This window comes from Candidatus Symbiopectobacterium sp. NZEC135, assembly GCF_025962695.1.
This window is the reverse complement of record NZ_JAGFPF010001471.1, coordinates 1-533: the sequence shown is the minus strand read 5'-3', so window position 1 is coordinate 533 and position 533 is coordinate 1. Positions and strand designations below refer to the sequence as shown.

At 55.5% G+C, this 533-nt stretch carries 1 protein-coding gene; it reads left to right on the top strand.

Features of this window, described 5'->3' with window-relative positions; all coding sequences use genetic code 11:
- A partial coding sequence (locus tag J5224_RS34885; RefSeq protein WP_264629374.1) for a methyl-accepting chemotaxis protein occupies positions 1–533 on the top strand: 533 nt, incomplete at both ends.

Here is a 533-nt window from a genome sequence, read left to right as displayed (position 1 = left end):
ATTGGTGATTGTGCTCAGTTGGGTCGGATTGCAGCGTATTCTGCTGCAACCGCTGCATGCGCTGATGCGCCATATCAACGCGATTGCCAAAGGCGATCTGACGCAATCGATTGACGTTCAAGGACGAAATGAGATGAGCCAGCTTGCCACCGGTTTGCATCATATGCAGCGTTCACTGATTGATACGGTAAGCGCGGTGCGTGACAGCGCGCAGTCAATTTATACCGGTGCCAGCGAGATCTCGGCAGGCAGCAACGATCTTTCATCGCGCACCGAGCAGCAGGCGGCGTCGCTGGGCGAAACCGCGGCCAGCATGGAACAGTTGACCGCCACGGTAAAACAGAATTCACACAGCGCGCGGCAGGCGGCGCAGGTGGCAAAAGAGGCGTCAGAGACGGCAGACAAAGGCGGGGTAAAAGTCAGCCATGTGGTGATCACCATGAACCAGATCTCCGACAGCTCGCAAAAAATCGCGGATATCACCAATGTGATCGATGGTATTGCCTTCCCAACCAACATTCTGGCGCTGAATG